The sequence below is a fragment of the Mesorhizobium sp. M0016 genome, from assembly GCF_040324035.1.
In the GTDB taxonomy this organism is placed as follows: Bacteria; Pseudomonadota; Alphaproteobacteria; order Rhizobiales; family Rhizobiaceae; genus Mesorhizobium.
The window spans coordinates 81,327-103,953 of the sequence record NZ_JAMYVM010000015.1 but is presented as its reverse complement, the minus strand read 5'-3'; the positions used below and the strand labels follow the sequence as shown (position 1 = coordinate 103,953).

The window sequence follows — 22,627 nt, the reverse complement described above, 5'->3', positions numbered from 1 at the left end:
CCATGAAGGCATTCGTTGTCGACAAATATAGCAAGAAAGGCATTTTGCGGCTGGCCGAGATGCCGGAGCCGGAGCTGCTGGACAATGACGTCCTGGTCGAGGTCCATGCCGCCGGGGTGAACCTGCTGGATTCCAAAATCAGGACCGGCGAATTCAAACTCGTCCTTCCCTATCGCCGGCCCTTCATCCTCGGTCACGACGTTGCCGGGAGGGTTGTCAGGGTGGGCTCGAAAGTCCGCAAATTCAAACCCGGCGACGCCGTCTATGCGCGGCCGCGCGACGGCCGGATCGGGACATTCGCCGAATTCATCGCAATCGATGAAGCCGACGTGGCGCTGAAGCCGGCGAACCTCAGCATGGAAGAGGCGGCCTCGATCCCGCTGATCGGTCTGACCGCCTGGCAGGCTCTCATCGAGAGGGCGGGTCTGAAGACAGGCCAGAAGATCTTCATCCAGGCTGGCTCCGGCGGCGTGGGGACATTCGCCATCCAGTTGGCAAAGCACCTCGGCGCGATCGTTGCGACAACAGCGGGCGCGGCAAGCAACGATCTGGTCAGGGATCTCGGCGCCGATGTCGTCGTCGACTACAGGAAGGACGACTTCGAGAAAATCCTGTCGGGCTACGACGTCGTCCTGAACAGCCAGGACGCCAAGACGCTTGAGAAATCCCTGACTGTGCTGAAACCGGGTGGGAAGCTCATCTCGATTTCCGGTCCTCCGGATCCCGAATTTGCCAGGAAACAGAGACTGAACGTGGTGCTAAGGCTGCTGCTGCGGCTGCTGAGCCGTGGTATCAGGACCAAAGCCAAGCGCCGGGGCGTGGGATTTTCGTTCCTGTTCATGTCGGCGCAAGGTGAGCAGCTGAGCAAAATCACGTCCCTCATCGAAGATGGGGCGATTCGCCCGGTCGTCGACAGGGTCTTTCCTTTTGAAGCGACCAATGAGGCGCTGGCTTACGTCGAAACAGGACGCGCCAAGGGCAAGGTCGTCGTCAAGGTCAGATAGCGCGCCCAGTTGCTTTGGGGCATTTGAGAGACACCAAGCAAGGCAGCGCAAGGCCGACAAATTCCGAAAACGGTTCGGCATCCGATTGCCCAAACCTCAGTTGTTGCGGATTGCCACGAAGCTTGCCGCTGCCTTCAGCAAGGATGCCTGTTCACCGTATGGCTCAAGCAATTCATGGGCCTGCTTGACCAGCCCATGGAGCTGGCTGCGCGCCCAGTTCGCGCCATGCAGCGCCACCAGCGTCGCCTTGCCGGCGGCTGCGTCCTTGCCGGTCGCCTTGCCCATCTGGCTGGCATCGGCGGTCAGGTCGAGCAGGTCGTCGGCGAGCTGGAAGGCAAGCCCGACCGCCGAGCCGAATTCGGCCAGCCGGTCGCGGTTCTGCGGTGCGGCGCCGGCAATGATCGCGCCGGCTTCGCAGGCGAAGCGGATCAGCGCGCCGGTTTTCATCGCCTGCAGCCGGATAATGCCGGCTTCGTCCGGCCTGTTGCGCTCGGCTTCGAGGTCGAGCGTCTGCCCGCCAACCATGCCCCCGGTGCCAGCCGCGCGCGCCAGCGCCAGCACCAGCGCCGCCCTGCGCTCCGCCGGCAGCGCCGTCGCCTCATCGGCGAGGACATCGAAGGCAAGCGTCAGAAGCGCATCGCCGGCAAGTATGGCGGTAGCTTCATCGAAGGCCTTGTGCACGGTCGGCTGGCCGCGGCGCAGATCGTCGTCGTCCATGGCAGGCAGATCGTCATGGATCAGCGAATAGCAATGCACGCATTCGAGCGCCGCCGCCACGCGCATCGCCGCCTCGCCATCGGCGCCAAAAAGGGCGGCACTTTCCATGACCAGGAAGGGGCGCAGCCGCTTGCCGCCGTTCAGCACGCCATGGCGCATGGCCGCCATCAGACGCTCCGGTCGGGCGATCTCGCCGGCAAGCGTGCGGCCGTCGAGCAGCAGCCTGAGCCCGGCCTCGATCGCCGCCGCCCGCCCCAGAAGTGCGGCCTCAAAGGCCAATTGCTCGTCTTTCGTCATGGCCGGGAGCGGTAGCCGACACTCAGACGTTGCGCAAGAAGCCTCGCGCCATTATGCCGGAGGCGGGAGAGTGGCGCGGGTGGGGGCGGCTTGACGGAACCGATCGTCGATCATGAAACCGAAGGGTTTGAGATGGCGCGACCAAGGCGCGTGAACCGCGCCGGTCTGAAGCGCCTGGCACGGCGCGGCCTGGTCGTCGCCGTCGTGCTGGCGGCGATACCCATTGTGCTGACCTTCCTCTATCTGCCGTCCTTCGTGCATCCGATATCGACCTTGATGGTCAAAGACCTCGCGACCTTCTCCGGTTACGACCGGCGCTGGGTGTCGATCGACGATGTGTCCCCGGTGCTGGCCAATTCGGTGATCATGTCGGAGGACGGGCAATTCTGCTTCCATCGCGGCATCGATCTCGGCGAATTGCGCGGCGTCGTCGACGATGCGCTGGCCGGCGAGGCGACGCGCGGCGCCTCGACCATCACCATGCAGACGGTGAAGAACCTTTTCCTGTGGTCGCGGCCGCTGGGCTCGGTGCGCAAGGTGGTCGAACTGCCGCTGGCCGTCTATTTCGACGCGGTGATGTCGAAACGGCGGATCATGGAGATCTACCTCAACATCGCCGAATGGGGGCCGGGCATTTACGGCATCGAGGCGGCGGCGCAGCACCATTTCGGCGTTTCGGCCAAACAGCTGTCGCGGCGGCAGGCGGCATTGCTGGCCGTCTCGCTGCCCAATCCGATCGCCCGCAATCCGGCCAAGCCCGGTCCGGGTCTGCGGCGGCTGGCGTCGCTGATCGAACGCCGCGCCGGCCGTTCGGGCGCGTATGTCGGTTGTCTTGATTAGGTAGAACCGCTGCCAGTTCAAAAAAAATCGCCACGGTGCTGGCCAAAACGGCGCAGGGCGTGTATAGGCACCCGACTTTCTCAGATTATGGCCCTGACGCGGCCCTTTCACGAGGGCTATCGGGGCATTTTGACCATGTAGTGGAGCATATCCATGGCCGTTCCGAAACGAAAAACCTCTCCGTCCAAGCGCGGCATGCGCCGCTCGGCCGACGCTCTCAAGGCCCCGACCTATGTCGAGGACAAGAATTCCGGCGAAATGCGCCGCCCGCACCATATCGACCTGAAGACCGGCATGTATCGCGGTCGCCAGGTGCTGACGCCCAAGGAAAGCTGAGACCAGCTTTCGAAGGGTTTGAATGCCAAAAGAACCGGCCATTGGCCGGTTTTTTTGCGTTTGGTGCGCGTCGCGCCGCCAACTATGCCAAAGACCGGGCGTCCGTGGCGATACAAGCTGCGGCGGCGGTGCTGTATTGAGTGATGCCTTGTCGCGGCGCTTCCGCGCGATGATCGGCCGGCTTCAGAGGGACCGCATGACCAAGCTCACCACAGCACCGCGCGATATCTTCCAGACCTTCATGAACTTCCCGCTGGTCGAGGACCTCGATGCGCTGAAGGCGGATGTCGCCATCATCGGCATGCCTTACGGCAGTCCCTACACGATCGACGAGTTGGTCAACGACCAGACCAACGCGCCGACGGCGGTGCGGCGCGCCTCGCAGCGCATCAGCCTCGGGCTCGACCGCTATGATTTCGACATTGGCGGAACCCTGTTTGACGGGCAGGACGTCAAGGTGGTCGATGTCGGCGATGTCCCCGGCGATGCCGCCGGCGGCCACTACAGGTTGGCCGAAGCGGCGATCCGAAAGATCCGCGTCGCCGGCGCCTTGCCGATCACCATTGGCGGCGATCACGGCATTCCGATCCCGATCCTGCGGGCGCTTGACGGCGAAGGGCCGATCACCCTGGTTCAGATCGATGCCCATCTCGACTGGCGCGACAATGTCAACGGGGTCAGGGAAGGCTATTCCAGCCCCATCCGCCGCGCTTCGGAGATGGCGCATATAGCCGGGATTTTCCAGCTCGGCATCCGCGGCCAGGGCAGCGCCCGGCTCGAGGAGGTCGAGGCGGCCCGCGCCTACGGCTCCAACATCGTCACCGCCAATGAATGGCAGGATATCGGTACGGCGGCGCTGCTCAAGCGCATCCCGGACCGTGGCCGCTATTACCTGACCATCGATGCCGACGGTCTCGATCCCGCTGTCATGCCGGCGGTCGAAGGCCCGGCGCCTGGCGGCATCAGCTACCGGCAGACGATCGAACTGATCAAGGGGCTGTTCGCCAAGGGACGTGTCGTCGGCATCGACATCGTCGAGATCGCGCCGGCGCGCGACGTCAACGAGATCACCTCGATGACCGCCGGCCTTTTCATCCTCAACGCTATCGGCGCCGCCGTGCGGACAGGCCAGTTCAAGCGCTGAATCCCGGCGTGTCGGTGGTCAGCCGGGGCAACTGTGGCTGACAGGGTTGTTTCGCGCGGTCTTTTTCCGTGTTTGCGGGCGCTAGCGAAAAATCTTGACGGCGTGCCTGCGGGGCATTCTACAGAAGGTGCCCCCATTGTTTAGGCAATTCCTTGGGAAACCGCTTTCCTGGAATTGCTAGAGGAGACGCCTGATGTTCGGTGCCATCCCGCTGCTGATCGTGCCCTTCGTGGCCTACAATCTCGGACTCCTCGGAATATTCGGCAGCGGCGACGATCCGTGGGCGACCGAGATCTTCTCGTTCAGCATGATGTCGGGCGGGGTGTTCTCGATGACGCTCGGCGACCTGATGGTGGTGATCGGGCTGATCTTCCTGTTCCTCGAAATGGTGAAGTCGGTGCGCACCACGAACGCCTCGATCATGGACCATCTGTTGTCGACGCTGGTCTTCGTGGCGTTCCTGGTCGAGTTCCTGCTGGTGAAGGGCGCGGCGCACTCCGTCTTCTTCACGCTGATGGTGATCGCCCTGTTCGATGTGCTGGCCGGGTTTTCGGTGTCGATGCGGTCGGCGAGTAGAGACATAAATTTGAACTAGCCGCCTTCGTTGGATGGTCGCATCCGTTCGCGATTGGCGTGGCTGCTCTTTCTGGTCCTCCTGGGGCGAAGCAAGGAGCGAAGCGACGCGGCGCAGACCTTGGGATCCATTCCGTGAAGCTAAGGCGTTGCAACGGTTCAGAATTCTGCTCCGCTTACACTTGCGGCAAAGGTCGCGGCATGGATCCCGGGGTCTTCGCGACGGAGCTTCGCTCCTGCTTCGCCCTGGGATGACGAAGCTCCCCCTCAGCCCGGATCGGCGGTGAAGCCGGCGGCTTCGATGCCAGCGATGGCGGCGGCCTCGTCATTGTCCGACGTATCGCCCGAAATTCCGACGGCGCCGATGGCGGCGCCTGCCTTGTCGCGGATCAGCACGCCGCCGACGACTGGCAACACGCGTCCACCCGAGACGTCGGAAATGCCGGCGACGAGATGCGGCCGCTCCTTGGCGAAAGCCTCGACACGGCGCGAGCCCATCCCGATGGCGAGCGCGCCATAGGCCTTGCCGGCCGACATTTGCGGGCGCAGGAACGAGGCTCCGTCCTGACGCTGGAAGGCGACGAGATGCGCGCCGGCGTCCAGCACGGAAACGCCGAGCGGCTTGAGCTTCAGCTCGGCGCCCTTGGCGAAGGCGGCGTCGATGATGTGCTTGGCTTTTTCGAGGGTCAGTGCGGTCATGGCTGTCTCCTGATCAAAACGCGTCAATCATCGCCTGACATGCGGGATGCGAAATCCCGGTTGCGGTTGAAATTGCTTCGCGTGGGAAAGCGGAAATGGCGGGCATTGCTGGATCGTGGCACATGGCGGATACGATCCGCCGGCATCCAGATCGGGCGTCGATGAAGAAGGCCGCGCTATTTTTTCTTGGCTCGGGGCGCTTTCTTGACCGGAACGGCAGGGGCGTTGGCGAGGTCTTCCGCTTCCTTGGCAAGGCGCAATGCCCGGAGCTTGTTGGTCTTGGCCTGGCGGGCGTCGGCCTCGGCGACATACTCCGCCATCGCCTTTTGCCGCACCGTGGCTGCCTCTTCCTGCTTCTTGAAACGCATATCTGCCCTGGCGCGGGCAGTATCCTTAGAGTTCTCGACCAAGAGCGTTATCCAATCCCGTAAATTATGTTTTTCAGCCCCTTGATAGCAGAGCCGGCCTGATAATGGGGAAATAAGTTGGTCAAGCGGCCGGGGCCTCGATGCCGCTCGACGCCTTGCGGGCTACCACCGCCTCATATCCGGCCTGCAATGTAGCGCGGACGGAAGGCTGCGCGGGTGTGGCGACAGGCGTGCCCAGATGGTCGTGGCGCAACTCGTCCATGAACTGCTCCCACATTGGCGGCCCGCCTTTCTCCAGCAGCTCGGCGCGGATCGAAAGCTCCTCGCTCACCGGCAGCCAGACGCGGCCCCAAGCGCCGAGATGCGCCATGATCGGCACCAGCGTGATGGCCATCTCGGTCAGGCTGTAGATCGCCTTCTGCTTGTGCGAGGGGTCGTCGGCCTTGGTCAGCATGCCGAGTTCCATCAGCCGCTTCATCCGGTCGGCCAGGATATTGGAAGCGATGCCCTCGATCGAGCCGTTGAGCAGTTCGCGAAAGTGGCGTTTGCCGCCAAAAATCATGTCGCGCAGGATGATCAGGCTCCAGCGATCGCCGAACACTTCCAGCGACAGATTGATAGGGCATCCCGAGCGGTGTTCGGTTTTCATCCGACTCTCCTCAAAAAACCGGTTGCATTATCGTATCAGTTTTATTATCGTGCAACCGATTGCAAAATGCAACCAGTTTGATTGGCCTTTGATTGGCCGATAGGAGGAGAGTCCCATGACAAGGGCCGCAGCACCCGAAATCGTCTCCCAGACGTTTGGCGATCCCGGAGATCCAGCCATTCTGCTGATCATGGGCGCCATGGCCTCGATGCTCTGGTGGCCGGAGGCGCTCTGCAAAAAGCTCGCCGGCGAAGGCCACTTCGTGATCCGCTACGACAATCGTGACACCGGCCTGTCGACCAAATATACGCCGGGCGAGCCGCCGTATACGTTCGACGACATGGCGGACGATGCGGTGCGCGTCCTCGACAGTTGCGGCATCGGCAAGGCGCATGTGATCGGGATGTCGATGGGCGGCATGATCGCGCAACGACTGGTGTTGAAACATCCCTTGCGTGTCATCTCGCTGACCGTAATCAGCAGTTCGCCGGTGGGGATCGACACATCGCAGCTGCCGGGAACGACCGAAGCCTATATGGAGCACTCGGCCGATGGCGCCAGAGTCGACTGGTCGAACCGCGACCAGGTGGTCGGCTTCGTCGTCAAGGATGCGCGTGCGATCGCCAGCACCGCGCATCCCTTCAACGAGAAGGCGATGCGGGCGTTCGTCGAACGGGACTACGACCGATCCGGCGGCTTCCTGAGCGCGACTAACCATTTCATGCTGAAGAGCTGCGAGGATCTGAAAGGACGCCTGCGCGAGATCAAGGTTCCGCTGCTCGTCATTCACGGGACATCGGATCCGATCTTTCCGGTCGAGCATGGCGCAGCCCTTGCCGACGCTGTTGCCGGCGGGCGGCTTGTCCGCGTCGAAGGCGGTGGCCACGAACTGCATCCCGACGACTGGGGCACGATCGTTGCCGCCATCGTCACGCATACCAAACCCTGAAGGCAGTCTGGAACCTTGACACATTCGCCTCACGGAAATAGTTAAGTAATTGCTTCAGTGTCGGCGCAGGCTGGCACCGCTCCAGCATCGGCGAACCACAAACAGACGAGCAAAAAATGTCCCTGACCTTCCATTTCCATCCGCTGGCATCGTTCTGCTGGAAACCGCTGATTGCGTTCTACGAGAACGACACGCCCTTCACACCGGTTATCGTCGACCTCGGCGACGAGCAGTCGCGGGCAGCATTCCTGAAGGTGTCGCCGACCGGCAAGATGCCGGCGCTGCGTGACGATGCACGCAATCGCACGGTGCTGGAATCGACCATCGTCATCGAATATCTGGCCGCGCATTATCCCGGGCCGGTCGAGCTCATCCCGGCCGAGGCCGACCTTGCTCTCCAGGTCCGCCAGGCCGACCGTTTCTACGATTTCTACGTGCAGGCTCCGATGCAGAAGATCGTCGGCGACAGGTTGCGCCCGCAGGACAAGACCGATCCGTTCGGGGTCGAGGAAGCGCGCGCGCAACTGCGCAACGCCTATGCGATCATCGAGGAGGAGATGCGTTCGAAAATCTGGGCGGCCGGCCCCACCTTCACCATGGCCGACTGCGCGGCCTCGCCGGCGCTGTTCTACGCCAACAAGGTCGAGCCGTTCGGCGACAGCTATCCGGCCGTGAAACACTACCACGACCGCCTGCTCAAGCGGCCGTCCTTCGCCCGGGTGGTCGAGGAGGCGCAGCCCTACTTCAAGTTCTTTCCCTACAATAACGGCTGATCGCGATGCTGCACGATCCCGCCCAGCTCGACCTGATGTTCCAGGCGCTCGCAGACCCGGCCAGGCGCAGCATGGTCGAACGGCTGTCGCGTGGGCCGGCCTCGGTCAGCCAGTTGGCCGAACCGCTGGCGATGTCGCTGTCGGCCGTCGTCCAGCATCTCAACGTGCTCGAAGCAAGCGGGCTGGTGCGCTCGGAAAAGCTCGGCCGCGTGCGCACCTGCCAGATCGCGCCGCAGGCGCTGCGCAGCGCAGAACACTGGATCAACGAACGGCGGCTGACATGGGAGCGTCGGCTCGACCGGCTCGGCGATTTTCTCGCCGGGACCGAATGACCTGAAGCAGAGGAGAAATGACCATGCCCGGCAAAAGCAGAGCGGAGTTGATCCGCGGCTATTTTTCCGCCTACCAGGCGAATAACAAGGCTGCCGTCGCGGCGGTGCTCGCCGACGATTTCACCTTCACCAGCCCCTATGACGACGCCATCGACCGTGCGACCTATTTCGAGCGCTGCTGGCCGGACAGCCCGGCCTTCAGCTCGATCGTCATCGAGCGGATATGCGAGGACGAGGACGCCGCCTTTGTCCTCTATCGCTGCGAGACGGCGGACGGAAAGACCTTCCGCAACACCGAACTGCATCTGTTCCATGGCGACAGGTTGCGCGCCGTCGAAGTCTATTTCGGCGCGTCCTATCGCGACGGCGTCTTCGTCGCGCAGAAACCATCAAGCTGACCAAGAGGACCCGACCATGGCCGAACGATCCGTCGTCCACTCCACCTTCGTCCTCGAGCGCCTCTATCCAGTTGCGCCGGCGAAAGTCTATTTCGCGCTCAGCGATCCGGCCGCCAAGCGGCGCTGGTTCGCCGACCCCGACAACCCGATGACCCACAGGCACGAAATGGATTTTTGCGTCGGCGGCCAGGAGGTCAATGCCGGCGGGCCGAAGGACGGGCCGATCCACACCTATACCGCCACCTATCAGGACATCGTGCCCAACCAGCGCATCGTCTACAGCTACGACATGCTGTTCGGTGATGTCAGAATCTCGGTTTCGCTGGCGACAATTGAGCTTCGCCCGGAAGGCACGGGCACGCGTCTGGTGCTCACCGAGCAGGGCGCGTTTCTCGATGGGCACGACACACCGTCATCGCGCGAGCATGGTACCGGATTCCTGCTCGATGCGCTGGGCAAGGCGCTGGCAACGGACACTTGAAAGCCAGGGAGGCGAGCTGGAATCGCGGCCTATGCTTCCCAGAACTGATCAAGCCAAATATTGAGCTTGAGGAAGCCGCCACTGCTGACTGTATAGACCCGCCTCGTGCCCTCGGCCTTGGCCTGAACCAGACCGGCGTCCAGCAACACTTTCAAATGCTGGGACACGGCCGGGCGGGAGACTGGCAGGCCCGAAGCCAGTTCGTTGACGGTTTTCGGGCCACGCCGGAGCTCTTCCAGAAGATAGCGCCGGTTGGGGTCGGCAATCGCCATGAAGGCGTCAGAAAACATCATGCCTATACTTGTGGGGCAAAGCTTTTCAAATCTCAACCGTCGGCTTCCGCTTTTCTGAGCCGCAGTGCTTCAGGGGTGACCGAGCGATCGGCCGGCTGGGTCTTGAAGGCGTCGCGGTCTTCGATAGGCACCGGCGCGCGGCGGCTGATGCGCAGCAGCGTGTAGGCGGCGAGGCTGAGATGCGCCAGCGCGGTGGCCAGGAACAGGCCTTCGGGGCGGAGCCAGCCCATCAGGGCGGCAGCCAGCAAGGGCCCGATCATGGTTCCGAAGCCATACAGAAGCAGCAGGCCGCCCGAGACCTTGACGAAATCCTCCGATCGGGCGTGGTCGTTGGCATGCGCCACGGCGATCGAATAGAGCGTGTAGGCAAAGGCGCCGTAGGCGGCGGCGAAGACAATGACGAGGACGGCGGAACGCGGTTCGAACAGGAAGATCAGGATGGCGAACAGTGCGGCGCCGAAAGCCGCGCCCGCCAGCACGAAACGGCGGTCGGTCTTGTCGGAGAGGCGTCCGGCCGGAAGCTGCATGGCCGCGCCGGCAATAACGACAAGGCTCATCATCAGTGCGATCTGGGCGGTGGAGATGCCGATACGGGCGCCGTAGACGGCGCCAAGCGTGCCCCAGGCGCCATTGGCGATGCCGACCAACAGGCAGGCGATCGCCGACACCGGCGAGTTGGCGTAGAGACCTTTGACGTCGAGCTTGACGTCCTGCAAAGGCTTGGGAGACGAAGCCGACGACACCGCGGTCGGGATCAGCGACAGGCAGAACAATATGCCGGTGATCATGAACAGCGATGCCGATCTGACGTCGCCGCCGGCAACGATCATCTGGCCGCCCATGATCGAGGCATAGGTGACCATCATGTAGAGGCCGAAGACGGTGCCGCGGTTCTCGTTGGTGGCCTTCTCGTTCAGCCAGCTTTCGATGACCATGAAGGCTCCGGCCATGGTGAAGCCGGTGAAGGCGCGCAGCAGGATCCAGACATATTCGTCGATGATCAGGCCGGTAAGCAACGCCACGATGGCGCCCGAAGCGGCAAAGGCGCCGAACGCCCGGACGTGGCCGGCGCGGCGCACCAGGCGCGGTGCGAAGAAGCAGCCGGTGACGAAGCCACCGGCCCAGGCCGTGCCCATCAGGCCGAGCGATGCGGTCGAAAACCCTTCGAGCTGGCCGCGCAACGGCAACAACAGGCCGTGCAATCCCGAAGCCGCGAGCAGGAAAGCGGTGCCGCGAAGCAGCGAGAGGATCGGCCTGTAGCTTGCAAACATTGTTTGATCCGTCTGGAGATTCGGTGGCGGGGTCTGAAGACAGGCGCATTCGGGCTTTTCGGCGGCGGATGCTCAACGCCGAAACTAACGCGAAAACTAGCCGCGGCGAAACAGGGCTTCGGCCGCCGATTTGGTGCTGCCCTTGGTCTGGAGCTCGGCTTCGAGCCGAGCAATCTCCTCGCGCAGGATGCTGATCCGTTCGGTCAGGTCACCGACCGAAAGCAGCGACAGATCCTGTCCGATCTCATGCGGGCGGGCTTTCTTCTTGGGTTCGTCGTCGAAGATCGCCATCGTCGCTCCTCCCTATTCAGTATTGGGGCTGATTTGGCCATTTGCCTGATCCGGCAATCAGCATACATAGGGCAGGGGCGTAGATGCAAACAGCCGGCAAGAAGCTGGCAGCCGGCGGACCGAGACGGGAAATTTCATGGCGAGCGGACATAAAATTCCAGCCACGATGACGGCCATTGCAATCTCGCAACCGGGCGGGCCGCGGGTGCTGAAACCGGAAACGCGCGACGTGCCGGTGCCTGGTCCCGGCGAAATCCTGATCCGGGTGCGTGCGGCCGGCGTCAACCGCCCCGACGTGCAGCAGCGCAAGGGCGCCTATCCGGCGCCGCCCGGCGCTTCCGACCTGCCCGGTCTCGAGGCATCGGGCGAAGTGGCCGCCCTTGGCGACGAGATATCGCGCTGGCGCATCGGCGACCGGGTCTGCGCGCTGACGCCGGGGGGCGGTTATGCCGAATATGTCAAGGTTCATGCCGGCAGCGTGCTGCCGCTGCCCGCCGGCTTCACCCACACGGAGGCGGCCGCGGTTCCGGAAAACTATTTCACCGTCTGGCACAATGTGTTCGAGCGCGGCGGCCTGAAAAAGGGTGAGACGCTGCTGGTCCATGGCGGCTCATCGGGCATCGGCACCACGGCGATCCAGCTGGCGTCGGCCTTCGGCGCCTATGTCGTCACCACCGCCGGCAGCAAGGAAAAATGCGACGCCTGCCTGAAGCTCGGCGCCGACCGGGCGATCAACTACCGCGAGGAGGATTTCGTCGCGGCGGTCAAGGATGCGACCGGCGGCAAGGGGGCCGACGTCATTCTCGACATGGTCGGCGGCGACTATATCGCGCGCAACTACGAGGCCGCCGCGGTCGAGGGCAGGATCGTCCAGATCGCCGTCCAGGCCGGCGCGGTGGCGAGCGCCGATTTCTCGAAAATCATGGTCAAGCGGCTGACCCACACCGGCTCGACGCTGCGGCCTCGCACGGTCGAGTTCAAGGCGGCGCTCGCCGCCGCACTGGAAGCACAGGTGTGGCCGCTGCTCGGCACCCGGAAGGTAGCGCCGGTGATGGACATGATCTTCCCGCTGACCGACGCCTGGCGGGCGCATGAGCGCCTGGAAGAGGGCGAGCATATAGGCAAGATCGTTCTCGACGTCGGCTAGATGGGGCGAGATTCAGGTGAGGCCGGCCTGCGAATGGCGGCTCCCTGCGCTTCCGGCCTTCGCCGGCCGAAGCCCTCATGAGGGTTGCGGCAGTTAAGGCTACGGCCGGCGTAGGCCGGTTCTCGGGAGCCGCCATTCTCGGCTCGGCCTGGCCTGAATCTCGCCCCATGCTCCGCGCTCAGCCTGTCGGCAAGATGAACAGAAGCTTAATGCTGCAATGCAGCATTTGCATTGCGGCTATGCAAAGACGTCTGTTCAATTCGTGGGCAGCACTGCCTATCTAAGCGTCATCGAAACGATTTGATCCAACAACTGGAGGACAACCATGAACCCGATCCGCGCTTTCCGTAACTGGCGTATGTACAACGAAACCGTGCGCGAGCTGAACAAGCTCAACGCCCGTCAGCTCAGCGACCTCGGCATCAGCCGCGGCGACATCGAGAGGATTGCCCGCAAGGCCATCTAATTCGAAGCATGGTCGGCCAGTGAGGCCTGACCACGCGGCAGAAGCAAGAGCCGCCGCAGACGGTATCCCGTCGCCGGTTCCGAGCCCGCTGGACCCTGTCCGGCGGGTTTTGTCGTCTTGGACCCCCTGTACAACTCGGCATCAATGATCGCCGGAGCCGAGGTCCTCCTGGCCTCCCCCGCTGTCCGGTGTCCGACGGCTGCGCCCTGCGCCAAAAACATTGCGAAACGGCAGCGGAGCGGTTATACAGGCCGCGAATTTCCCATTTTGGTGGCTCTAAACCACCGCCCGCGCGGGAACGCGGGCGAACGAGAAGGATTTTTGAAATGGCCAATACGCTGCTGATGCCCAAGGCGACCGCCGTCTGGCTGGTCGACAACACCGCGCTTTCCTTCGAGCAGATCGCGCAGTTCTGCGGGTTGCATCCGCTCGAGGTCAAGGCGATCGCCGACGGCGAATCGGCGCAGGGCATCAAGGGCATGGATCCGATCATGACCGGACAGCTGACCCGCGACGAGATCGCGCGCGCCGAGAAGGATCCGAACCAGCGCCTGAAACTGTCCGACCCCAAGGTGCGGGTGCCGGAATCCAAGCGCAAGGGTCCCCGCTACACACCGCTGTCGAAGCGCCAGGACCGGCCCAACGCCATCCTGTGGCTGGTCCGCAACCATCCGGAATTGAAGGACGCGCAGATTTCGCGCCTGGTCGGCACGACCAAGTCGACGATCGAACAGATCCGCGAGCGCAAGCACTGGAATTCGGCCAATCTGCAGCCGATGGACCCGGTGACGCTGGGTCTCGCTTCGCAGATCGACCTCGACATGGAAGTCAACCGCGCCTCGCGCGGCCGCGAGCAGGCGCAGCCTGTCGGCGACACGCTGCTGCCGGCTGCCGTGACCGAGCGCCTGGTGCCGGCGCCGGAGAAGCCGAAGGACGAGGATGCCGAGCTCGACGCAAACGCCGTGTTCGCCAAGCTCTCGGCGCTCAAGTCCAAGAAGGAAGATGCGGACGACGAGTAAGGTTTGCGACAGTTCATCAAAAAAGCCCGCTTCGAGCGGGCTTTTTCATTGATTATCGAAGTCTCAGCTGCGCGCCGCCCGGTCCGGCGTCATGCCATAGTCCTCCGAGCGTTCGACGGCGCGGTAGAAGTCGGCAAGCTGCTTGCCTCGCTCAGGCTTGAAGATGCGGCCGGCGATGACCACCGAGGCGATGCGGTCGATGCGGAAGGCGCGGAAATCGTCGCGCATCTCGCACCAGGCAACCAGCGTCCATACCTTGCCCCAGAACCACAGACCGAGCGGACGGATGTCACGCCCGGTGCCGCGGCCGGCCTCGTCGCGGTAGTCGATGGTCAGCACCTGTCGCTTCTCGACAGCGCGCTCGATCACGTCGATCGCCTCACGCGCGGCGTCGCTCACCACCCACATCGGCGTGTGGATCTCGGTGCGGGCGATGCGGTCCTTCTCGGCGTCGGGCAGGACGGCGCCGATCTTGACCAGCGCCTCGTCGGCCGCACGCGCCATGGCCGCGCCGCCAAAGGCCCGCACCATGCGGGCGCCGGCGACCAGCGCGACGATTTCGTCACGCGTGAACATCAGCGGCGGAAGGTCGAAACCCTCCCTCATCATGTAGCCGACGCCGGCCTCGCCGTCGATCGGCACTCCGGTCGACTGCAAATCGGCGATATCGCGGTAGATGGTCCGCTCGGAAACCTCGAGCCATGTGCCGAGCTTCTGGGCGGTGACCAGCCGGCCGCCACGCAGGTGCTGCACGATCTGAAAGAGCCTGTCGGCACGTCGCATCGTATGGTCCCTCGGCTGCTTGTCTATGAATGTCATGGGGCCAAAACCGGTTCCGGGTGACATCCATGTCCTGTTTTATGCTTGTCGTTCTCCCAAAAACCGCTGCGCACTTTTGGGCGACACGCATTATGGTTTAAGTCCTTCGCGCTTGCGCTGCACGGCGACGAATTCCGCGCCGAAGGACAACTTCTTCGTTGTCGGCGTGTTCACGTCGAGCACACGCCAGTACGGCGTGATATCGTTCAGCGTCATGCCGCGTTCGAGATCCTCATTGGCGGCTTCGGCGACGGTTCGCAGATGATAGCCGATGGTGACCGGACATGTCACTTGCGCCCCATGCTCGATGGCGAGCGCGGTGCGCAAGGCGCGTACATCCATCTCGAGGCCGTTGGGGATCGTGCGGATGAAATCATCGACCTGACGGGCCGTCGGCACCAGCATCGGCTGGCCCTCGACGACGTCGCCCATTGTGCGTGGCGTCGGCTTCACGCCGTTGACGCCCGGCGTGTTCAGCCTGTCGTTCCAGCTTTTCACCATTCATGTCTCCTGACACGTTTATGGCATGGTGCTCCTGACAGCATTCTGTCAGGAGCCTTCAGCATTGTCCGTAGCAGGCGCCAAAAGTCTTTGCGCCAGCCCAAGGCGTCGCCGCCCGGGGGTCCATGTCAATGATCCGGGCGTTGCGGGGTCCGCATCCAAGCATTGTCATGTAAAACGCCTCAGATCTCGCGAATGCGGCTGTGACCCTCATACATATCCGGCCAGCCAATGTCCTTGCGGATGTCCGCCGGCAAGGAGTTCAGGAAGCGCTGGGTACGGACTTCATTGCGCATCGTGCGGATCTTGCCGACATAGTGCTGTACGCTGTTCAAAATACCAAAGCTGTTCATGACCATCTCCTCTTCTCTGATGGAGACACTATCGCATACCCCTCCTGACAGCAGTCTGTCAGGAGCATGTCAGCTCGTTGAAGAAAGCTGCGAGGTGCTTGGCGGTCGGTTCGGAAACGAGCCTTTTGTCAGGAATGGCCAAGTCGACCGAGACCATGCAAGAACCGCTTTGACAGCCTGTCGCGATGCTGCTCAAAGGCGGGCATGTCGAAACTCCTCGCGCTCGTCATCATCGGCATGATGGCCATTCAGCTGATCAAGCCGCTCGGCTGGCCGGGCCTGAAGCGGCGCGGCGATTTCTGGAAGCTGGCCCTGATCGCCATGGCGGCCATCGCGCTGGCGGGTGCGCTGGGGCACTGGGCATAGCCTTGAGGGTCAGGTCGGGTCCACCGTTCCCATGGCAATCATCCGGATGGCGTTGAGGCTGGGCACGAAGAAGTAATCGCCACCGCGCGTCGTCATGAATTCCGGCAGGTTCGCCGCAATAAAAGGCGTGGCGTTGGCCGGGCCGGCCGGAATGACATGCTTGCTCGATTCGGCGCGGTTGCCGGTCAGCGTGCAGGTGTCGTTGCCGGTTTCGGAATCCAGGCCGTAGCTCGTCCATTGCTGCTGGATGATATTCTGGCTCAGATCCATTGGAAGCAGGCTGCAATCAACAGTATTTGGAAATACTCGCGTCAGTTCTCTGAAGCCCACCAGTCCGAGCTTGTGCCCCCTCAGGTCAATCGGCGAGCACCCATCCGACCAGATGTTCGGCCCAGGCGCGGTAACCGGCTTCCGAGGCATGAAAGCCATCGGAGGCAAAGCCGGCCTCAGGGTTGGTGATCGGCAGCCGTGGCGCCGGCACGGCGCCGCGCTCGAAACAGAGGCGCTCGCCCATGCGGTTCATTGCGGTAGCGCGGATTTCGAGTATCTTGCCGAGCAGCGGCGGCATGGCCGGCGCACGGGTGAATTCCAGCACCGGCGACCAGACGACGCGGGCCTCCGGCCATTTGGCGCGCAGCGCGTAAAGCAGGCCGCCGAACTCTTTCTTGAAGCGCGGCACCGAGTGGAAATTCTTGGTGTCGTTGGTGCCGATGGCCAGCACTATATGCGTCCACCGATCGGCCGACAGATTGGGCAGCACATGGTCGCGGATCTGGCCCGACGTTGCCGAGTTGAAGCCGGCGGCGCGCCAGCGCACGGCAAGGCCGGTTCGCTGCGCGATCATGACGGCAAGCTGCGCGGCAAGCCCGTTCTCGGAATTGCCGATGCCGACGGAAGCGGCCGAGGAATCGCCCAGCACCAGCAGCGAGATGGCCGGCGCCTTGCCCGATATTTCGTGCATGACCGGCCCTTGTGCCGGCAGCATGCGGGTGGTGCGGCGGCGCACGCCGAGGCCCTGCCAGACATAGACGGGGTAGGCGAGCCAGGTAAGAAGGGCCGGGAAGCGCATGGCAATACCGTTAGAGGTTAACGGCAGCCTTAGCGCATGTTTGGGCGCAGGTGAACGCGCTTCTAGTCGCAGCAGTTTTCCTTAGCCGCCTGCTTTTCCTGATATTCGTCATGCAGCCGCACCCAGTCCATCAGGCTTTGATAATGGCCATTTTCGCCGCGGCCCTTCGGCGTCATATCGAGATAGTCATAGGTGCCGATCTGCGCCTCGCCGCCGCGGGCGCGCGACATAAAGGTGAGAAAGATGTCGCCGTTCTCGTCCTTGTAGAAAACACTGGTGCCGGGAAGGTCCTTTGACGTGCGCGGACGCGTCTCGAAATTGTAGGTGGTGTCGCCGGCCGCGATCTGCTTGTCGGTGAAGGAGACCTGCATGTCGAAGTTGAAATCCGAGGCGTAGGACGACACCCAGTCGAATTTCCAGCCCATACGCTGCTTGTAAGGCAGCAGTTCCGCCAGCGGCGCGCGCGCAACCACCACCAGCGACACGTCGTGGTGCCTGAGATGCTGATCGGCGCCGTCTATATGGTCGGCAAGGAAGGAGCATCCTTCGCAGCGGTGGTTCGATCCTGGCGTCATCATGAAGTGGTAGACGATCAGTTGGCTGTTGGCGCCGAACAGTCCGGCCAGGTTCTTCGGACCCTGCTCGGTTTCGAAGACATAGTCCTTGCGGATTTTCATCCAGGGCAGTTCACGCCGCTCGGCGGCGATGCGCTCACGCAACCGTGTCAATTCCTTCTCGCGCGCCAGATGCGCCTTGTGCGCCTCAAACCAGTCTTCACGCGAAACCACCTTGCTGCGAGTCATGAAGTTCTCCCTGTCTGTTCACCCAAGGACGTTTGGGGTGGGCAGAAACCGACATCGCCGTCAGCTTTTGCCGAAAAGGAGATAAGGATGGACGAACTCCGTCCAAGCCGGGCTTTGCATAAACAAACCCGGGCGCATCGGCCCGGGTTGTATGACAACGGGAGGACTGCGCTCAGGCGGCCTGTTCGAGGCTCGCCGTCCATTGTCCCAGCGCCGCCAGATGGTTCATGTGGGCACGATGGGTGAAGGCGGCCTGGCCGGCGGCGACGTTCGATGTCTTGCCGCTCCAGGCCTTTTGCGGGGCGGCCTGCAAGGCGCGGCCATAGGAGAAGGTCAGCTTCCACGGATGCGGGCCGATGGCGTTGATGGCGTTGAGGTTGGCGGTAGCCTCCTCGTCCGACTGCCCGCCCGAAAGGAAGGCGATGCCCGGCACCGCTGCCGGTACGGTTTCGCGGAACAGTTTTATGGTCTTTTCCGCGACCTCTTCGGGGCTGCTCACCTTGCCCGACTTCCTGCCGGCCAGCACCATGTTCGGCTTCAGGATGGTGCCTTCCAGCACAACGCGCGCCGCATGCAGCTCGTCATAGAGCTTGATCAGCGTTGCCTTCGAGATGTCGTAGCAGGTGTCAATGTCGTGCGCGCCGTCCATCAGCACTTCCGGCTCGACGATCGGCACGATGCCGGCCTCCTGGCACAGTGCGGCATAGCGGGCCAGCGCATGGGCATTGGAGCCAATCGAATTGACCGAGGGCACGCCCTTGCCGGTGTCGATGTCGATCACCGCGCGCCATTTGGCGAAGCGGGCGCCGAGCTTGTAATAATCCGCGAGCCGTTCGCGCAGGCCGTCGAGGCCTTCGGTAACGGTATCGCCGGGAAAGCCGGCCAGCGGCTTGGCGCCGGCATCGACCTTGATGCCGGGGATGGCGCCCGCCGCCTTGATGATGTCGACCAGAGGCGTGCCGTCGGCAGCCTTCTGACGGATGGTCTCGTCGTAGAGAATGACGCCGGAGATGTACTTCGTCATCGCGTCCGTGGCGCGGAACATCATCTCGCGGTAGTCGCGGCGGCTGTCGGCCGTCGATTCGACGCCGATGACGTCGAAGCGCTTCTTGATGGTGCCGGAGCTCTCATCGGCGGCCAGCAGGCCCTTGCCGCCGGCCACCATCGCGGCGGCAATGTCTTCGAGACGTTCGCTCATTTTGCTTCTCCTTGACGGCGTTGTTCCGCGCTTAACGGAACTCTACCGCCAAAGGAATGGCATCGGAAAGCTCGAATCGGTTGAAAGTTCCTGGCGTCCGTTTTTGTGCCCCCCAATCCGGTCAGGCTTGTTTCTTCAGCACGTCGACGCCGGGCAGCGGCTTGCCTTCCATCCATTCGAGGAAAGCGCCGCCGGCGGTCGAGACATAGGTGAAATCGTCGGCGACGCCGGCATGGTTGAGGGCGGCCACCGTGTCCCCGCCACCGGCGACCGAGACCAGCTTGCCGGCCCTGGTGCGGGACGCCGCGTGCTTTGCCGCCGCCACCGTGGCGTGGTCGAAAGGCTCGATCTCGAAGGCGCCGAGCGGGCCGTTCCAGACCAGGGTCGCGGCGCGGTCGATCCATTCGTCGATCGTCTTCACGGTCTTTTCGCCGACATCGAGGATCATGCCGTCAGCCGGGACATCCGTAATGGCAACGGTCTCGCTGGCCGCACCCGCCTTGAATTCCTTGGCGACGACACCGTCGACAGGCAGGATGATGGCGCAGCCGGCTTCGGCGGCCTCGATCATGATCTGCTTGGCGGTCGCGGCAAGGTCATGCTCGCACAGCGACTTGCCGACAGCGGTGCCACGCGCGGCGAGAAAAGTGTTGGCCATGCCGCCGCCGATCACCAGCGCGTCGACCTTCTTCACCAGGTTCATCAACAGGTCGATCTTGGTCGACACCTTGGCGCCGCCGACAATGGCGACGACAGGGCGGACCGGATTGCCGAGCCCCTTCTCCAGCGCCTCGAGCTCGGCCTGCATGGTGCGGCCGGCATAGGACGGCAACAGCCGCGCCAGGCCTTCGGTCGAGGAGTGCGCCCGGTGGGCGGCGGAAAAGGCGTCGTTGACGAAGATATCGCCATTGGCGGCGAGCCGCTCTGTAAAGGCCGGGTCGTTCTTCTCCTCGGTCTTGTGGAAGCGGGTGTTTTCCAGCAGCAGCACATCGCCCTTGTTCATGGCGGCGACCGCACTGCCCGCCGTGTCGCCGACGCAGTCGCCGGCAAAGCCGACGGGGCGGCCAAGCACCTCCGCGGCAGCCTTGGCGATCGGCTCCAGCGAGAATTCGGGCGAGGGACCATTCTTCGGGCGGCCGAAATGCGCGAGCAGGATGACCTTGGCGCCCTTGCCGGACAGCTCGGCGATGGTCGGCGCGATGCGTTCGATGCGGGTGGCGTCGGTGACCTTGCCGTCGGCGACGGGCACGTTGAGGTCGACGCGCACCAGCACGCGCTTGCCGCTGATATTGCCGATATCGTCGAGTGTCTTGAAGGCGGCCATGCGGGTTCCTTTCCGTGGAAAATCGCCGGGACCATACCTCGCATCGATGACGATGCAAGGCTTGAGCCGGGGTGCGAGCTAAATTTTGAGATCAAGGCGAAGGCTGTCGTGATGATGCGGGACGTCAGCGTGAACCGATCGCTTGTCAGCCTTCGGTCGTTATCTTTTCCGCCGTCGGCTCAAGGGCCTTCTCATTGGCTGTCGCCTCTGCAGTCTGCGTCTCGGTCGGCTTGCGCCAGTTGCGGATGAAGGCGGAGACACGATCGCCGATCTCGCCGGCGCTCAGGAACACCGGAACCCGCGCCACCGGCGCGGTCGGCTCGAAGGAGAGGCCGAGACCGGTGATCTTGCCCTTGTCGTCGACGTCGCGGACGATCAATTCGATCGGGCCGATCAGCACCCGGTCGGCATATTCGGCATGGCCGCCGAGCCGCGCCGTCACCAGCGCGCCGACGGTGAGCTTCTGCTCGGCTTCGCTCAATCCCGGAGTGTATGCGGCCTCGAGCTCTGCGGCCGAGCGGGCGGGATCGACGGCGAAGGCGCCGAAGAAGTCGGCATCCTCGGGGTCGACTACGGCGCGGCTGGCAAACAGCTTGTCAAGCAGGCGCGGATAGCGGTCGGGCACGAAGATGTAAACCTGGTCGCCGGCCGCGAGCCGGCCCATGTCCTGGAAACGCATCGAGCGGCCGTCGCGCAGCACCAACGAGGGCCGTGCCCAGCGCGGGATACGCTCGCCGCGCGCCACCGGGCTGCCGGGCGCGACGCGGTAGGCGAGCAGTTCGTGGTGGGCGGAGCCCGGCAGTTCGAGTTCGACCTTGTCGAGCGGCCCAAGCCTCGCCGGCACGATCAGGCCGAGCCGGCGCGCCAGCGGACCGACCGACCAGCCCTGCACCACCAGCGATACCAGCACGATGATGAAGGCGACGTTGAAGATGGTGCGGCCGTTCTCCAGTCCGCCGAGCAGCGGGGTGATGGCAAGCAGGATGGACACGGCGCCGCGCAGGCCGACCCAGGAGACGAAGGCGATCTCGGGACGCGGCAGGCGGAACGGGATCAGGCAGAGCCAGACGGCGACAGGGCGCGCGACAAACATCAGGAACAGGCCGAGCAGCACCGCCGGCACCATGATCGCCGGAAACTGCGAGGGTGTCGCGAACAGGCCGAGGATCAGGAACATGATGATCTGTGCCAGCCACGACATGCCGTCCTGGAAGCGCTTCAGGATGGTGACGGCGCGGATGTCGGAGTTGCCGGCAATCAGCCCGGCGAGATAGACCGCCAGGAAGCCCGAGCCGCCAATGGCGCCGGCGGCGGCGAACACCATCAGCGACAGGGTCAGCACGAAGATCGGCAGCAAGCCATGGTCAAGGTTGAGCCGGTCGACGAGGCGCACGATGCCGAGCCCGCCAAGCACGCCGACGACGGCGCCGAGCCCCATATTGAGCAGGAAGCCGAGGATCAGGTCGGTGACCAGCACATGGGTCTCGGGATTGGCGTGGGCGGCGATGATCTCGACCAGCGTGATGGTCAGGAAGATGGCGATCGGGTCGTTGGTGCCGGATTCGACTTCCAGTGTCGCGCGCACGCGTTCGCGCAGATTGATCTCGCCGGCGCGTAGCAGGAAGAAGACGGCCGCCGCATCGGTCGAGGCGACCGCGGCGCCGAGCAGGAAGGATTCCAGCCAGCTGAGGTCGAGCAGGTAATAGGAGGCGGCGCCGAACAGGCCAGTGGTCAGGATTACGCCGAAGGTCGCCAGCGACACCGCCGGTCCGGTCGCCTGGCGCAGCGCGTTGAGCGGCGTGCCGAAACCGGAATCGAACAGGATGACCGCCAGCGCCAGCGAGCCGGCAAAATATGCCACGCGCGCATTGTCGAATTCGATGCCGAGACCATCGACGCCGCTGGCGAGGCCGATGCAGAGGAAGAGCAGCAGCAAAGGGGCGCCGAAGCGGAAGGCGATCAGGCTCGAGAACGCTGCGGCGACGACTAGCGCTGTGCCGACCAGCGTGACGAGATAGATCGCATGCTCCATCCGTGATTTGCCCCTCGAATTCCTCTTTCTACCGATTCACGGGAGAGTGGGGCGAAGGCATGGCCGGTGCAAGGCGCAAGGATGGCTTTTTGCCTTATGCCGCTGATTTTCCGGC

Annotated in this window: 30 protein-coding genes; 14 read left to right on the top strand and 16 right to left on the bottom strand. The window is 63.5% G+C overall.

Annotated elements, in window-relative coordinates:
* Nucleotides 1-2 precede the first annotated feature (2 nt).
* The gene (locus tag NKJ88_RS21200) at nucleotides 3-1,004 is read left to right on the top strand and encodes an NADP-dependent oxidoreductase (protein ID WP_352445290.1); all 1,002 of its coding nucleotides are present in this window, start codon (nucleotides 3-5) and stop codon (nucleotides 1,002-1,004) included.
* 96 nt (nucleotides 1,005-1,100) lie between these two features.
* On the opposite strand, the gene NKJ88_RS21195 is transcribed toward NKJ88_RS21200, so the two are convergent.
* On the bottom strand, nucleotides 1,101-2,018 hold the full coding sequence (locus NKJ88_RS21195; protein ID WP_352445288.1) for a polyprenyl synthetase family protein: 918 nt from the start codon (nucleotides 2,016-2,018) through the stop codon (nucleotides 1,101-1,103).
* A 132-nt stretch (nucleotides 2,019-2,150) separates the two neighbouring features.
* Here NKJ88_RS21195 and NKJ88_RS21190 point away from each other — a divergent pair, with 132 nt between their 5' ends.
* From NKJ88_RS21190 to NKJ88_RS21175, 4 genes are all read left to right on the top strand, one after another.
* The gene (locus NKJ88_RS21190; protein ID WP_050587122.1) at nucleotides 2,151-2,858 is read left to right on the top strand and encodes a biosynthetic peptidoglycan transglycosylase; all 708 of its coding nucleotides are present in this window, start codon (nucleotides 2,151-2,153) and stop codon (nucleotides 2,856-2,858) included.
* 153 nt (nucleotides 2,859-3,011) lie between these two features.
* On the top strand, nucleotides 3,012-3,194 hold the full coding sequence (gene rpmF, locus NKJ88_RS21185; protein WP_008834724.1) for a 50S ribosomal protein L32: 183 nt from the start codon (nucleotides 3,012-3,014) through the stop codon (nucleotides 3,192-3,194).
* A gap of 196 nt (nucleotides 3,195-3,390) precedes the next feature.
* A complete protein-coding gene (locus NKJ88_RS21180) occupies nucleotides 3,391-4,338 on the top strand; it encodes an agmatinase (RefSeq protein ID WP_023733045.1) in 948 nt (315 codons plus the stop codon).
* A 193-nt stretch (nucleotides 4,339-4,531) separates the two neighbouring features.
* Complete coding sequence (locus tag NKJ88_RS21175) at nucleotides 4,532-4,933, top strand: hypothetical protein (protein ID WP_023670154.1); 402 nt, start codon at nucleotides 4,532-4,534, stop codon at nucleotides 4,931-4,933.
* Between the two features lie 245 nt (nucleotides 4,934-5,178).
* On the opposite strand, the gene NKJ88_RS21170 is transcribed toward NKJ88_RS21175, so the two are convergent.
* The 3 genes from NKJ88_RS21170 to NKJ88_RS21160 all read right to left on the bottom strand — a co-directional run bounded on the left by NKJ88_RS21170 (nucleotide 5,179) and on the right by NKJ88_RS21160 (nucleotide 6,627).
* On the bottom strand, nucleotides 5,179-5,610 hold the full coding sequence (locus NKJ88_RS21170) for a GlcG/HbpS family heme-binding protein (RefSeq protein ID WP_023684003.1): 432 nt from the start codon (nucleotides 5,608-5,610) through the stop codon (nucleotides 5,179-5,181).
* A gap of 176 nt (nucleotides 5,611-5,786) precedes the next feature.
* Nucleotides 5,787-6,020 (bottom strand): hypothetical protein, encoded by a 234-nt coding sequence (locus tag NKJ88_RS21165; protein ID WP_023684002.1) that lies wholly within the window; start codon nucleotides 6,018-6,020, stop codon nucleotides 5,787-5,789.
* Between the two features lie 79 nt (nucleotides 6,021-6,099).
* Complete coding sequence (locus tag NKJ88_RS21160; RefSeq protein WP_023684001.1) at nucleotides 6,100-6,627, bottom strand: winged helix-turn-helix transcriptional regulator; 528 nt, start codon at nucleotides 6,625-6,627, stop codon at nucleotides 6,100-6,102.
* Nucleotides 6,628-6,742: 115 nt separating this feature from the next.
* Between NKJ88_RS21160 and NKJ88_RS21155 the strand changes: the two genes are divergently transcribed.
* From NKJ88_RS21155 to NKJ88_RS21135, 5 genes are all read left to right on the top strand, one after another.
* Nucleotides 6,743-7,576, top strand: a complete 834-nt coding sequence (locus NKJ88_RS21155) for an alpha/beta fold hydrolase (RefSeq protein WP_352445285.1) — start codon at nucleotides 6,743-6,745, stop codon at nucleotides 7,574-7,576.
* Between the two features lie 116 nt (nucleotides 7,577-7,692).
* Nucleotides 7,693-8,349: a glutathione S-transferase family protein gene (locus NKJ88_RS21150; protein WP_023683999.1), complete on the top strand. Its 657-nt coding sequence runs from the start codon at nucleotides 7,693-7,695 to the stop codon at nucleotides 8,347-8,349.
* A gap of 5 nt (nucleotides 8,350-8,354) precedes the next feature.
* Complete coding sequence (locus tag NKJ88_RS21145) at nucleotides 8,355-8,681, top strand: ArsR/SmtB family transcription factor (protein WP_023699361.1); 327 nt, start codon at nucleotides 8,355-8,357, stop codon at nucleotides 8,679-8,681.
* Nucleotides 8,682-8,704: 23 nt separating this feature from the next.
* Nucleotides 8,705-9,079: a nuclear transport factor 2 family protein gene (locus NKJ88_RS21140; RefSeq protein WP_032893136.1), complete on the top strand. Its 375-nt coding sequence runs from the start codon at nucleotides 8,705-8,707 to the stop codon at nucleotides 9,077-9,079.
* Nucleotides 9,080-9,095: 16 nt separating this feature from the next.
* The gene (locus tag NKJ88_RS21135; protein WP_023670148.1) at nucleotides 9,096-9,560 is read left to right on the top strand and encodes an SRPBCC family protein; all 465 of its coding nucleotides are present in this window, start codon (nucleotides 9,096-9,098) and stop codon (nucleotides 9,558-9,560) included.
* 29 nt (nucleotides 9,561-9,589) lie between these two features.
* Here NKJ88_RS21135 and NKJ88_RS21130 read toward each other — a convergent pair whose 3' ends face one another.
* The 3 genes from NKJ88_RS21130 to NKJ88_RS21120 form a co-directional block, all read right to left on the bottom strand.
* Complete coding sequence (locus tag NKJ88_RS21130; RefSeq protein ID WP_023822283.1) at nucleotides 9,590-9,853, bottom strand: ArsR/SmtB family transcription factor; 264 nt, start codon at nucleotides 9,851-9,853, stop codon at nucleotides 9,590-9,592.
* Nucleotides 9,854-9,885: 32 nt separating this feature from the next.
* On the bottom strand, nucleotides 9,886-11,124 hold the full coding sequence (locus NKJ88_RS21125) for an MFS transporter (protein WP_023683997.1): 1,239 nt from the start codon (nucleotides 11,122-11,124) through the stop codon (nucleotides 9,886-9,888).
* A gap of 96 nt (nucleotides 11,125-11,220) precedes the next feature.
* Nucleotides 11,221-11,415 (bottom strand): DUF1192 domain-containing protein, encoded by a 195-nt coding sequence (locus NKJ88_RS21120; protein ID WP_023670145.1) that lies wholly within the window; start codon nucleotides 11,413-11,415, stop codon nucleotides 11,221-11,223.
* A 136-nt stretch (nucleotides 11,416-11,551) separates the two neighbouring features.
* Here NKJ88_RS21120 and NKJ88_RS21115 point away from each other — a divergent pair, with 136 nt between their 5' ends.
* The 3 genes from NKJ88_RS21115 to NKJ88_RS21105 all read left to right on the top strand — a co-directional run bounded on the left by NKJ88_RS21115 (nucleotide 11,552) and on the right by NKJ88_RS21105 (nucleotide 14,047).
* Nucleotides 11,552-12,562, top strand: a complete 1,011-nt coding sequence (locus tag NKJ88_RS21115) for an NAD(P)H-quinone oxidoreductase (RefSeq protein WP_032893124.1) — start codon at nucleotides 11,552-11,554, stop codon at nucleotides 12,560-12,562.
* Between the two features lie 325 nt (nucleotides 12,563-12,887).
* A complete protein-coding gene (locus tag NKJ88_RS21110) occupies nucleotides 12,888-13,028 on the top strand; it encodes a DUF1127 domain-containing protein (protein WP_023670143.1) in 141 nt (46 codons plus the stop codon).
* 326 nt (nucleotides 13,029-13,354) lie between these two features.
* Nucleotides 13,355-14,047 (top strand): DUF1013 domain-containing protein, encoded by a 693-nt coding sequence (locus NKJ88_RS21105; protein ID WP_023670142.1) that lies wholly within the window; start codon nucleotides 13,355-13,357, stop codon nucleotides 14,045-14,047.
* Between the two features lie 63 nt (nucleotides 14,048-14,110).
* Here NKJ88_RS21105 and NKJ88_RS21100 read toward each other — a convergent pair whose 3' ends face one another.
* The 3 genes from NKJ88_RS21100 to NKJ88_RS21090 all read right to left on the bottom strand — a co-directional run bounded on the left by NKJ88_RS21100 (nucleotide 14,111) and on the right by NKJ88_RS21090 (nucleotide 15,720).
* The gene (locus NKJ88_RS21100) at nucleotides 14,111-14,830 is read right to left on the bottom strand and encodes a helix-turn-helix transcriptional regulator (protein WP_023683994.1); all 720 of its coding nucleotides are present in this window, start codon (nucleotides 14,828-14,830) and stop codon (nucleotides 14,111-14,113) included.
* Nucleotides 14,831-14,956: 126 nt separating this feature from the next.
* Entirely contained in the window at nucleotides 14,957-15,367 is a 411-nt protein-coding gene (locus NKJ88_RS21095; RefSeq protein ID WP_031199867.1) for a hypothetical protein, read from the bottom strand.
* 182 nt (nucleotides 15,368-15,549) lie between these two features.
* Nucleotides 15,550-15,720 carry a hypothetical protein gene (locus tag NKJ88_RS21090; RefSeq protein WP_023670139.1) on the bottom strand — a complete coding sequence of 57 codons (171 nt, stop codon included), beginning with the start codon at nucleotides 15,718-15,720 and terminating at the stop codon, nucleotides 15,550-15,552.
* Nucleotides 15,721-15,924: 204 nt separating this feature from the next.
* Here NKJ88_RS21090 and NKJ88_RS21085 point away from each other — a divergent pair, with 204 nt between their 5' ends.
* Entirely contained in the window at nucleotides 15,925-16,086 is a 162-nt protein-coding gene (locus tag NKJ88_RS21085; protein ID WP_023683991.1) for a hypothetical protein, read from the top strand.
* Nucleotides 16,087-16,095: 9 nt separating this feature from the next.
* Here NKJ88_RS21085 and NKJ88_RS21080 read toward each other — a convergent pair whose 3' ends face one another.
* The 6 genes from NKJ88_RS21080 to NKJ88_RS21055 all read right to left on the bottom strand — a co-directional run bounded on the left by NKJ88_RS21080 (nucleotide 16,096) and on the right by NKJ88_RS21055 (nucleotide 22,512).
* On the bottom strand, nucleotides 16,096-16,416 hold the full coding sequence (locus NKJ88_RS21080) for a hypothetical protein (protein ID WP_155924185.1): 321 nt from the start codon (nucleotides 16,414-16,416) through the stop codon (nucleotides 16,096-16,098).
* Nucleotides 16,417-16,441: 25 nt separating this feature from the next.
* Nucleotides 16,442-17,155, bottom strand: a complete 714-nt coding sequence (locus tag NKJ88_RS21075; RefSeq protein WP_023683989.1) for an SGNH/GDSL hydrolase family protein — start codon at nucleotides 17,153-17,155, stop codon at nucleotides 16,442-16,444.
* A 62-nt stretch (nucleotides 17,156-17,217) separates the two neighbouring features.
* The gene (locus NKJ88_RS21070; protein WP_352445278.1) at nucleotides 17,218-17,958 is read right to left on the bottom strand and encodes a DUF899 domain-containing protein; all 741 of its coding nucleotides are present in this window, start codon (nucleotides 17,956-17,958) and stop codon (nucleotides 17,218-17,220) included.
* A 172-nt stretch (nucleotides 17,959-18,130) separates the two neighbouring features.
* A complete protein-coding gene (locus NKJ88_RS21065; protein ID WP_352445276.1) occupies nucleotides 18,131-19,156 on the bottom strand; it encodes a class I fructose-bisphosphate aldolase in 1,026 nt (341 codons plus the stop codon).
* A 121-nt stretch (nucleotides 19,157-19,277) separates the two neighbouring features.
* Nucleotides 19,278-20,480, bottom strand: a complete 1,203-nt coding sequence (locus tag NKJ88_RS21060; RefSeq protein ID WP_352445274.1) for a phosphoglycerate kinase — start codon at nucleotides 20,478-20,480, stop codon at nucleotides 19,278-19,280.
* A 145-nt stretch (nucleotides 20,481-20,625) separates the two neighbouring features.
* Nucleotides 20,626-22,512 (bottom strand): potassium/proton antiporter, encoded by a 1,887-nt coding sequence (locus NKJ88_RS21055; RefSeq protein WP_023745779.1) that lies wholly within the window; start codon nucleotides 22,510-22,512, stop codon nucleotides 20,626-20,628.
* Nucleotides 22,513-22,627: the final 115 nt, after the last annotated feature.

Coding starts and splice junctions, on each gene's coding strand:
- NKJ88_RS21115 (WP_032893124.1), top strand. CDS start 11,552: ATGGCGAGCGGACATAAAATTCCAGCCACGATGACGGCCATTGCAATC.
- rpmF (WP_008834724.1), top strand. CDS start 3,012: ATGGCCGTTCCGAAACGAAAAACCTCTCCGTCCAAGCGCGGCATGCGC.
- NKJ88_RS21085 (WP_023683991.1), top strand. CDS start 15,925: ATGTCGAAACTCCTCGCGCTCGTCATCATCGGCATGATGGCCATTCAG.
- NKJ88_RS21055 (WP_023745779.1), bottom strand. CDS start 22,512: ATGGAGCATGCGATCTATCTCGTCACGCTGGTCGGCACAGCGCTAGTC.
- NKJ88_RS21140 (WP_032893136.1), top strand. CDS start 8,705: ATGCCCGGCAAAAGCAGAGCGGAGTTGATCCGCGGCTATTTTTCCGCC.
- NKJ88_RS21120 (WP_023670145.1), bottom strand. CDS start 11,415: ATGGCGATCTTCGACGACGAACCCAAGAAGAAAGCCCGCCCGCATGAG.
- NKJ88_RS21155 (WP_352445285.1), top strand. CDS start 6,743: ATGACAAGGGCCGCAGCACCCGAAATCGTCTCCCAGACGTTTGGCGAT.
- NKJ88_RS21060 (WP_352445274.1), bottom strand. CDS start 20,480: ATGGCCGCCTTCAAGACACTCGACGATATCGGCAATATCAGCGGCAAG.
- NKJ88_RS21075 (WP_023683989.1), bottom strand. CDS start 17,155: ATGCGCTTCCCGGCCCTTCTTACCTGGCTCGCCTACCCCGTCTATGTC.
- NKJ88_RS21200 (WP_352445290.1), top strand. CDS start 3: ATGAAGGCATTCGTTGTCGACAAATATAGCAAGAAAGGCATTTTGCGG.
- NKJ88_RS21130 (WP_023822283.1), bottom strand. CDS start 9,853: ATGATGTTTTCTGACGCCTTCATGGCGATTGCCGACCCCAACCGGCGC.
- NKJ88_RS21095 (WP_031199867.1), bottom strand. CDS start 15,367: ATGGTGAAAAGCTGGAACGACAGGCTGAACACGCCGGGCGTCAACGGC.
- NKJ88_RS21180 (WP_023733045.1), top strand. CDS start 3,391: ATGACCAAGCTCACCACAGCACCGCGCGATATCTTCCAGACCTTCATG.
- NKJ88_RS21090 (WP_023670139.1), bottom strand. CDS start 15,720: ATGAACAGCTTTGGTATTTTGAACAGCGTACAGCACTATGTCGGCAAG.
- NKJ88_RS21065 (WP_352445276.1), bottom strand. CDS start 19,156: ATGAGCGAACGTCTCGAAGACATTGCCGCCGCGATGGTGGCCGGCGGC.
- NKJ88_RS21110 (WP_023670143.1), top strand. CDS start 12,888: ATGAACCCGATCCGCGCTTTCCGTAACTGGCGTATGTACAACGAAACC.
- NKJ88_RS21125 (WP_023683997.1), bottom strand. CDS start 11,124: ATGTTTGCAAGCTACAGGCCGATCCTCTCGCTGCTTCGCGGCACCGCT.
- NKJ88_RS21100 (WP_023683994.1), bottom strand. CDS start 14,830: ATGCGACGTGCCGACAGGCTCTTTCAGATCGTGCAGCACCTGCGTGGC.
- NKJ88_RS21170 (WP_023684003.1), bottom strand. CDS start 5,610: ATGACCGCACTGACCCTCGAAAAAGCCAAGCACATCATCGACGCCGCC.
- NKJ88_RS21190 (WP_050587122.1), top strand. CDS start 2,151: ATGGCGCGACCAAGGCGCGTGAACCGCGCCGGTCTGAAGCGCCTGGCA.
- NKJ88_RS21175 (WP_023670154.1), top strand. CDS start 4,532: ATGTTCGGTGCCATCCCGCTGCTGATCGTGCCCTTCGTGGCCTACAAT.
- NKJ88_RS21160 (WP_023684001.1), bottom strand. CDS start 6,627: ATGAAAACCGAACACCGCTCGGGATGCCCTATCAATCTGTCGCTGGAA.
- NKJ88_RS21135 (WP_023670148.1), top strand. CDS start 9,096: ATGGCCGAACGATCCGTCGTCCACTCCACCTTCGTCCTCGAGCGCCTC.
- NKJ88_RS21145 (WP_023699361.1), top strand. CDS start 8,355: ATGCTGCACGATCCCGCCCAGCTCGACCTGATGTTCCAGGCGCTCGCA.
- NKJ88_RS21150 (WP_023683999.1), top strand. CDS start 7,693: ATGTCCCTGACCTTCCATTTCCATCCGCTGGCATCGTTCTGCTGGAAA.
- NKJ88_RS21195 (WP_352445288.1), bottom strand. CDS start 2,018: ATGACGAAAGACGAGCAATTGGCCTTTGAGGCCGCACTTCTGGGGCGG.
- NKJ88_RS21070 (WP_352445278.1), bottom strand. CDS start 17,958: ATGACTCGCAGCAAGGTGGTTTCGCGTGAAGACTGGTTTGAGGCGCAC.
- NKJ88_RS21105 (WP_023670142.1), top strand. CDS start 13,355: ATGGCCAATACGCTGCTGATGCCCAAGGCGACCGCCGTCTGGCTGGTC.